Genomic DNA, 8,742 nt, shown 5'->3' on the forward strand with positions numbered 1-8,742 from the left:
CATGGAGCTGCTGCCACCCGAACACCTCGTGCGCGCGCAGCGGGCGGCCGGGGCGGACGACTGGCTCGCCCGGCTGCCTGAGCTGACTGGCGGCACGGCGCGCCGCTGGGAGCTGGCACCCGAGCGCGTCGTGGCGCCCGGCGGGCGGACCAGCATGACGGTCCTCGTGCGCACCGCCGGCGGAGACGCCGCCGCGCTGAAGCTGGCCGCGCCGGGCGCCGCCCCCGTGGCCGCCGAGGAGGCGGCGCTGCGGCGCTGGGACGGCCTCGGCGCGGTGCGCGCGCTGCGCGCCGACGCGGCGGCGGGCGCGCTGCTGCTCGAACGGCTGCGGCCCGGGACGTCCCTGCGGTCCCTGGCGGACGCGAAGGCGTCGCTGGAGGCGGTTTCCGTGCTGCGGCGGCTGTGGGTGCCGCCGGGCGAGGGGCACCCGTTCCCCTCGGTCGCGGAGCGGACGGCGGGGCAGGCGGAGCTGATGCGGACGGCGGCGCCGCCGGAGGCGCTGCCCCTGGTCACGGGGGCGCTGGACGCGCGCGATGAGCTGCTGGCGGGCGCCGGTGGCGAGGCGCTGCTGCACGGCGACTTCCGGCAGGGCGCCGTGCTCGCCTCGGACGCGGAACGCGCCCACTGGCTCGCGGTCGGCCCCGAACCGGTGGTCGGCGAACCGGCCTACGACCTGGCGCGGCTGGCGCGTGACCGGCTGCACGACCTGGTGGCCTCGGCGGGCGCCGCGTCCGCGACGCGGCGCCGGGTCACGCGGCTGGCGAACTCCGTGGACCTCGACCCCGACCGGCTGCGCGGCTGGGCGCTCTTCCGCGCGGTGGCCTCCGCCGCGCGGGCGTACGGGACCGGGCGGCCGGGCGAGGGCGAGATGCTGCTGGAGTTCGCCACCTGGCTGTGAGGGCCGTGGGACCGCGGTGCCGGGTCAGTCGCGCAGCGGCAGCGTGGCGCCCATGACGGCGTACGGGGTCGGCGCGGAGGGGAACATGACGCGGCGCGCGAGGTCCTGGTAGCCGAGTTTGCGGTACAGGCCGCGGGCCGGGCTCTCCGTGTCCACGGCGGAGAGGATCGAACGCGGCTGCCCGGCGTCGCCGGTGATGCGCGTGATGAGGCGGCGGCCTATGCCGCGCTGCTGGTGGTCGGGGTGGACGTGCAGCTCGGTGACGGTGAAGGAGTCGTCGAGCCAGGACTCGTTGCCGCTGCGGCGCAGGTAGGGCTCGACGACGGTGGACCACCACTGCGCGCGGTCGTTGGGCATGCCGTAGACGAAGCCGACCAGCGTCCCGTCGGGCACGGTGGCGCCGAGGGCGCGGGCCCCCGGCGCGGCGGCGTGGCGCAGGACGATGTGGCGGCGTACGGAGACCTCTTCCTGGGTCAGTCCGAACGCCTCGGCCTGGACGGCCAGCGCCTCGTCCACGGCGGCGGCCAGGTCGAGCGGGGCGATGCGGACGCGCTGGTCGCCGGGGGCGGCGCCACCGGGGGATGGTGTCATGCGGGGAGGCTAACGCGCGGGCGGGCGGAAGTCCCGCCCGCCCGGGGGGCGCGGGGCGCGCGCGTCAGAACAGGACGCTCATCAGCACGCCGGTCTCGGTGAACCCGAGGCGGCGGTAGACCGTGAGCGCGGGGGTGTTGAAGTCGTTCACGTACAGGCTGACGACGGGCGCGGTGTCGGCGAGCGCGTGCCGCAGGACGGTGGCGAGTCCGGCGGTGGCCAGGCCCTGGCCGCGCCGGTCGGGGGCGGTCCACACACCCTGGAGCTGGCAGGTGTCGGGGGTGACGGCGCCGATCTCGGCCTTGAAGACGACGCGTCCGTCCTCGATCCGGGCGAAGCAGCGCCCGCTGCCGACGGTCTCGGCGACGCGCGCCTGGTAGGTGAGGCCGCCGTCGTCGGCGTCCAGCGGGGAGACGCCGACCTCCTCGGTGAACATGGCGACGGCCGCGGGCAGCACGATGTCCATCTCGTCCTTGCGCACGCGCCGGACCGCCGGGTCGGGGGTGATGTCCCCGGGCGCGCGGTCGGTGGCCATCAGGGGCTGGCGGCGGCGCAGGAGCCTGGCGGGGCCCCAGGCCGGTTCGAGGTGGGCCCACAGCCGGGCGGTGGGCGCGGAGAGGCCGACGATGGAGGAGCAGCGGCGGCCCTGCCGCAGCGCGCGGTCGGCGAAGGCGCGCACGGCGGCGGGCCCGGCGCTGACCGGCACGAGGTTGGCGCCCGCGTAGCAGAGGGACTGGAGCCGGCCGCGCCGGTACCAGCCCCACATCTCGCCGCCGAGCCAGGCCGGTTCGAGCCCCGAGTCGAGGACGCGCGCGGTGACGAACGCGTGGGCGACCGGGTCCTTGTTGAGGACGGCGAGGGCGGCGCCGAGGTCGTCGGGGCCCAGGACCCGGGTCGTGGAGGTGGTCAGCACAGGGCGGTGCCTTGCGGTCGGGTGCCCGGGGGCAGCACGGACGGGAGGCGGTGCGGGTGCGGGTCAGCGTACCCGGGTCGCGCGCCCGTTCCGTGCCGGGTGCGTCAGCTGACGGAGACCTCGGGCTCGCCGGAGGCGACGCCGTCGTCCTTCATCGTGGCGGCGATCTTCAGCGCCTCCTCGATGAGGGTCTCGACGATCTTCGACTCGGGGACGGTGCGGACGACCTCGCCCTTGACGAAGATCTGGCCCTTGCCGTTGCCCGAGGCGACGCCGAGGTCGGCCTCGCGGGCCTCGCCCGGACCGTTGACGACGCAGCCCATGACGGCGACGCGCAGCGGGACGTCCAGGCCGTCGAGCCCGGCGGTGACCTGCTCGGCGAGGGTGTAGACGTCCACCTGGGCGCGGCCGCAGGAGGGGCAGGAGACGATCTCCAGGCCGCGTTCGCGCAGGCCGAGGGATTCGAGGATCTGCGTGCCGACCTTGACCTCCTCCACCGGCGGGGCGGAGAGGGAGACGCGGATGGTGTCGCCGATGCCCTCGCTGAGCAGGGCGCCGAAGGCGACGGCCGACTTGATGGTGCCCTGGAACGCGGGGCCCGCCTCGGTGACGCCGAGGTGCAGCGGGTAGTCGCAGGCGGCGGCTAGCTGCCGGTAGGCGTTCACCATGACGACCGGGTCGTTGTGCTTGACCGAGATCTTGATGTCGCGGAAGCCGTGCTCCTCGAACAGGGAGCACTCCCACAGCGCCGACTCGACCAGCGCCTCGGGGGTGGCCTTGCCGTACTTGGCGAGGAGGCGGCGGTCGAGGGAGCCGGCGTTCACGCCGATGCGGATCGGCGTGCCCGCGTCGGAGGCCGCCTTGGCGATCTCCTTGACACGGTCGTCGAACTGCTTGATGTTGCCGGGGTTGACGCGGACCGCGGCGCAGCCCGCGTCGATGGCGGCGAACACGTACTTCGGCTGGAAGTGGATGTCGGCGATGACCGGGATCTGCGACTTGCGGGCGATCACGGGCAGGGCGTCGGCGTCGTCCTGCGTGGGGACGGCGACGCGCACGATCTGGCAGCCGGAGGCCGTCAGCTCGGCGATCTGTTGCAGCGTGGCGCCGATGTCGGAGGTCCGCGTCGTCGTCATGGACTGGACAGACACGGGTGCGTCACCGCCCACGGGGACGGAACCGACCTGGATTCTGCGGCTCGCGCGGCGCTCGGCCAGTTTGAGCGGTACGGACGGCATTCCCAGCGAGATGGCTGTCATGGACGTGTGCAACCCCACGGTGCGACGGGCGGTTTCCAGCACTCAGAGCCTACGGCACCTCAGCCGGTCAGACTCACCGGACTGACGATGTCGGCCGCGAGGACCAACAGGGTGAAGCAGACGAACACCCCGGCGACGACGTAGGCCACCGGCATCAGCTTGGCGACGTCGAACGGGCCGGGGTCGGGCAGTTTGCGCAGGCGGGCGACCTTGCGGCGGGCGGACTCGAACAGGGCGCCGGCGATGTGGCCGCCGTCCAGCGGGAGCAGCGGCAGCATGTTGAAGAGGAAGAGCGAGAGGTTGAATCCCGCGACGAGGAAGAGCGCGGTGGCGATCTGCTGGCTGGCGGGGATGTCGAGCGTGAAGATCTCGCCGCCGACGCGCGCGGCGCCGACGACGCCCATCGGGGAGTCGGGCTCGCGCTCGCCGTTGCCGAGGGCGGCGTTCCACAGGCCGGGGACCTCGGAGGGGATGTCCACCAGGGCCTGGACGCCGTTGCTCATGATGTCGCCCATGCGCTCCACCGAGTCGGGGAAGCTCTGGCGGACGACGCCGCTGGCCGGCGAGAAGCCGAGGAATCCGGCGCTGACGTACTCGTCCTCGACGTAGCCGCCGTCGCCGTCGGTCTTGGCGACCTGGTTCTCGATGAGGTCGGCGCGCAGGTCGAGGCTGCGGCCGTCGCGCTCGACGGTGATGGTGGCCGGGCCGACGGTGTCGCGGATGCGCTCCTGGAGCGCGCCCCACTCGGTGACGGGCTCGCCGTCGAACGCGGTGATGCGGTCGCCGGGCCGCAGCCCCGCCGCGGCGGCGGGCGCCGGCTGGTCGGAGGCGCGGCAGTCGCGGGCGCCCTCGTCCTGGGGGACGACGCACTCGGAGACGCTGGCGACGGTGGTGGTCTGCTCGTTCACCCCGAAGGCCATGAGGACACCGAGGAAGATCACGACGGCCAGGATGAGGTTCTGGAAGGGCCCGGCGAACATGACGATGACCCGCTGCCACGGCTTGCGCGTGTAGAACAGCCGCTTCTCGTCGCCCGGCTGGAGCTCCTCGAAGGCGGCGGCGCGCGCGTCCTCGATCATGCCGCGGAACGGCGACGTGGAGCGCTTGCGCACGGCGCCGTCCTCGCCGGGCGGGAACATGCCGATCATCCGGATGTAGCCGCCGAGCGGGACGGCCTTCACGCCGTACTCGGTCTCGCCGCGCCGGCGGGACCAGACGGTCGGGCCGAAGCCGACCATGAACTGCGGCACGCGCACGCCGAACATGCGGGCGGTCGAGAAGTGCCCGAACTCGTGCCAGGCGATCGAGAAGAGCAGCCCGAGGACGAAGATGAGTATGCCGAGGATGAACATCAGCGCCGTCATGCGGTCTTCTCCTGCTTCTCCTGCTCACGGCCGGTCGCCGTGCCGGTCAGCTCGCGGGCCCGCCGCCGGGCCCAGGTCTCCGCTTCGAGGACGTCCGGAAGGGTCAGGGAGGTTCCGGAGGGGACGGTGTCCCGCTCCTCGACCACCGCGGCGACGGTGTCCACGATCCCGGTGAACGGCAGCAGCCCGGCGAGGAAGGCGTCGACGCACTCCTCGTTGGCCGCGTTGAACACCGCGGGCGCGGTACCGCCGAGGCTACCGACATGCCGGGCGAGCGGCACAGAGGGGAAGGCATCGGTGTCCAGCGGGAAGAACTCCCACGTGTGCGCGCGGGTCCAGTCCACGGGCGGCGCGGAGCCCGGCACGCGGTCGGGCCAGCCGAGGCCGAGGGCGATGGGCAGCCGCATGTCGGGCGGCCCGGCCTGGGCGAGCGTGGAGCCGTCGGTGAACTGCACCATCGAGTGCACGTACGACTGCGGGTGGACGACGACCTCGATGCGGTCGAAGGGGATGCCGTAGAGCAGATGGGCCTCGATGACCTCAAGGCCCTTGTTGACGAGCGTCGCCGAGTTGACGGTGATCACCGGGCCCATGGCCCAGGTGGGGTGCGCGAGGGCCTCGGCCGGGGTGACGGCGGCCAGCTCGGCGCGGCCGCGGCCGCGGAACGGGCCGCCGCTCGCCGTGACGACCAGCTTGTCCACCTCGCCGCGCGTGCCGCCGAGGAGTGCCTGGAAGAGCGCGGAGTGCTCGGAGTCCACGGGGACGATCTGGCCGGGCTTGGCGAGGGCCGTGACCAGCGGGCCGCCCACGATGAGCGACTCCTTGTTGGCGAGCGCCAGGACGTGCCCCGCCTCCAGCGCCGCCAGGGTGGGCGCGAGGCCGATCGAGCCGGTGATCCCGTTGAGCACGGTGTGGCAGGGGCGGGCGGCCAGTTCCCCGGCCGCGTCGGGGCCCGCCAGGATCTCCGGGAGCGGCTCGGCGCCGTAGCGCGCCCGCAGGGCCTCGCGCAGCGCGCCGGCGAGGTCGGCGCGGGCGACGGCGACCGTGCGGACGCGCAGCCGGTGCGCCTGCTCGGCGAGGAGGGAGAGGCGCCCGCCCGCCGCCGAGAGGCCGGTGACGCGGAACCGGCCGGGGTGACGCGTGACGACGTCGACCGCCTGTGTGCCGATCGAACCGGTCGATCCGAGGATGACGACCTCGCGCGGTCCGTCGGGCGGCGGCGCGGCCGAGGGGCGCAGATGGGGGTCGGCGAGACAGACGGGGCTCTCGGTCATCCCCCCATTGTCACCGCTCACCGACGGCTCCCGCACCGAAGGGGTGGGGGGAACGGCCGTGCGTGCGCGGCGGGCGGGGCGCGGTCAGCGGATGGCGCGGTGCTCGTTCTTGCGCGGGGAGGGCGCCGGTCCCGCCGGGGCGATCCAGGGGCCGGGCGTGGAGGGGTCGAGGACGCCGTCCTCCAGCCACAGGTAGCGGTCGTCCAGCACGCGTGCGGCGAGCGTGGCGGCGGTCTTGTCGGCGTTGTGCCACAGGGCGCGGAAGTGGTGCTCGGTGCGGAGCCTGGCCTGCGCGCAGAAGGCGTCGGCCAGCTCGTACGCCGTCCTGCCGTGCTCCCCGGCGGCGCGGAGCCGTTCCGCGTGGACGCAGGCGGCGGCGACGGCGAACAGCTCGGCGCCGATGTCCACCACGCGGGCGAGGAAGCCCTGGCGCGCCTCCAGCCGCCCCTGCCAGCGCGAGACGCCGTAGAACGTGGCGCGGGCGAGGCGGCGCGCGGACCGTTCGGCCCAGCGGAGGTGGGCGGCGAGGTCGGGGTAGCCGGAGATGTGGAAGTCGCCGTAGGACAGCGGGAGGTGGCCGCGGCCGGTGGCGAGGGTGGGCAGCCAGCGCGCGTAGAAGCGGCCCGCCGCGAGTCCGGCGCGGCGCTTGCGGGTGAGGCTGGCGTCGGGGGCGACGAGGTCGCCGGTGACGGCGAGGTGTGCTCCTATGGCCTCGCGGGCGATGAGGAGGTGGAGGACGTCGGCGGAGCCCTCGTGGACGCGGTGGACGCCGAGGTCGCGCAGGAGCTGTTCGGCGGGGACGCCGCGTTCGCCGCGCGCGGTGAGGGAGGCGGCGGTCTCGTAGCCGCGTCCGCCGCGTATCTGCACGAGGTCGTCGGCGACGCGCCAGGCCGTCTCGCCCGCGTACAGCTTGACGAGCGCGGTCTCGACGCGCAGGTCGGGGGCGGCGGTCCCGGCCGGTGCCCCCGCGTCGGCCAGCTCGCCGGTCAGCTCGACGACGGCGTCGAGGGCGAACGCGCTGGCGGCGATGAACGCGATCCGCGCGCCGACCGCCTCGTGCCCGGCGATGGGCCCGCCCCCCTGCACGCGGGCGCCCGACCACTCGCGGGCGATCTTGAGGCACCACTTGCCCGCGCCCGCGCACATCGCGGGCAGCGCCAGCCGTCCCCCGGCGAGCAGCGCGGCGGCGATGCGCGGCCCCTCGCCCTCGGCGCCCACGCGCCGCCCGGCGGGGACGCGGACGCCGTGCAGCCGTATGACGCCGTTCTCGGTGCCGCGCAGGCCCATGAACGCGCTGCGGTGCTCGACGGTGACGCCGGGCGCGTCCGCCTCGACGACGAAGGCGGTGAGGCCCGCGTCGGGCACCAGGGCCAGGACGAGCAGCAGTTCGGCGACGACGCCGTTCGTCGTCCACAGCTTCACGCCGTCCAGCAGGTAGCCGTCGCCGCTGCCGTCCGGCACGGCGGTCGCGGCGACGCGGGACAGGTCGGAGCCCGCGTCCGGCTCGCCGAGCAGGAAGGCCGAGATCGCCCCGCCCGCGCAGCGCGGCAGGAACGCGCGGCGCTGCTCCTCGGTGCCGAAGCGGGCGAGCGCCTCGGGCACGCCGGTGGACTGGTGCGCCGCCAGCAGCGTGGCGACGGCCGGGCTGACGGACGCGACGAGGGCGAGCGCCCGGTGGTAGGGAACGTGACCGAGGCCAAGGCCGCCGTACGCGCGGTCCACGCGCATGCCGAACGCGCCGAGCGCGGCGAGGCCGCGTACCGTCTCGTCGGGCACGCGCGCGTCCCGTTCGATGGCCGGGCCGTCGAGCGAGGTACGGCAGAAGTCGGCGAGGCGGGCCAGGAACGCGTCCGCCGCGCGGGCCGCCGCCGGGTCGGGGGCGGGGCGGGGGTGGATCAGGTCGAGGCGGAGGCGGCCGAGGAAGAGGTGGCGGGCGAACCCCATGTCCCGCCCGTCGCGGCGGGCCGCCCCCGCGATACGGCGGGCGTCCCGGGTGGAGACCGACATTTCGCTCACCTCGTCCTGGTGGGGGTGCGGCCGGGGGCGGACAGTGCGCGGCCCGCTGCGGTATGTACCCGGACGACGCCATCGCGTACCGGCGGCGGGGCGGGAAATACGCGGCGCGGGGGCCCCGCTCGGCCGGTCCCAGGTCAACGCGACCGCTTCGCGGGCCGGTACGCGTTCTTCACCTTCTCGTCCTGCGGCCGGATGGCCAATGGCGTTGCGTCACCGAGGGGGCACCGCCATAGGATGGGTGGCCCACGGTGACGGGAGGGGCACGAGCTGTGGAGGAGGGGGAGGGGAAGCGATGACGTTCGATCCACGCACGCCGGTGGGCCCGGCGCAGCAGGATCTGCACGTGGAGACCCAGTCGCTCGGGAGCTTCACGAATTCACTGTCACTCCGGCTGGCGCACCTGGCGCGGCTGCGGGAGATCATGGTC

Annotated in this window: 7 protein-coding genes; 1 reads left to right on the plus strand and 6 read right to left on the minus strand. The window is 74.8% G+C overall.

What is annotated here, in order from left to right; translation table 11 throughout:
* The first annotated feature begins 1 nt into the window (after position 1).
* Positions 2-898, plus strand: a complete 897-nt coding sequence (locus ACL02R_RS26890) for an aminoglycoside phosphotransferase family protein (RefSeq protein WP_412799553.1) — start codon at positions 2-4, stop codon at positions 896-898.
* A gap of 24 nt (positions 899-922) precedes the next feature.
* Here the strand turns inward: ACL02R_RS26890 and ACL02R_RS26895 are convergent, their stop codons facing one another.
* The 6 genes from ACL02R_RS26895 to ACL02R_RS26920 form a co-directional block, all read right to left on the minus strand.
* Positions 923-1,489 carry a GNAT family N-acetyltransferase gene (locus tag ACL02R_RS26895; RefSeq protein ID WP_412799554.1) on the minus strand — a complete coding sequence of 189 codons (567 nt, stop codon included), beginning with the start codon at positions 1,487-1,489 and terminating at the stop codon, positions 923-925.
* A 64-nt stretch (positions 1,490-1,553) separates the two neighbouring features.
* Complete coding sequence (locus ACL02R_RS26900) at positions 1,554-2,399, minus strand: GNAT family N-acetyltransferase (RefSeq protein WP_412799559.1); 846 nt, start codon at positions 2,397-2,399, stop codon at positions 1,554-1,556.
* Between the two features lie 107 nt (positions 2,400-2,506).
* The gene (gene ispG / locus ACL02R_RS26905) at positions 2,507-3,661 is read right to left on the minus strand and encodes a flavodoxin-dependent (E)-4-hydroxy-3-methylbut-2-enyl-diphosphate synthase (RefSeq protein ID WP_412799555.1); all 1,155 of its coding nucleotides are present in this window, start codon (positions 3,659-3,661) and stop codon (positions 2,507-2,509) included.
* Positions 3,662-3,720: 59 nt separating this feature from the next.
* The gene (locus tag ACL02R_RS26910; RefSeq protein ID WP_412799556.1) at positions 3,721-5,025 is read right to left on the minus strand and encodes a M50 family metallopeptidase; all 1,305 of its coding nucleotides are present in this window, start codon (positions 5,023-5,025) and stop codon (positions 3,721-3,723) included.
* A complete protein-coding gene (dxr, locus tag ACL02R_RS26915; protein ID WP_412799557.1) occupies positions 5,022-6,299 on the minus strand; it encodes a 1-deoxy-D-xylulose-5-phosphate reductoisomerase in 1,278 nt (425 codons plus the stop codon). The genes ACL02R_RS26910 and dxr overlap by 4 nt, the downstream gene beginning before the upstream one ends.
* Before the next feature lie 84 nt (positions 6,300-6,383).
* On the minus strand, positions 6,384-8,306 hold the full coding sequence (locus ACL02R_RS26920; RefSeq protein WP_412799558.1) for an acyl-CoA dehydrogenase family protein: 1,923 nt from the start codon (positions 8,304-8,306) through the stop codon (positions 6,384-6,386).
* Between the last annotated feature and the right edge of the window lie 436 nt (positions 8,307-8,742).

The organism is Streptomyces sp. MS19, from assembly GCF_047200595.1.
Lineage (GTDB): Bacteria > Actinomycetota > Actinomycetes > Streptomycetales > Streptomycetaceae > Streptomyces.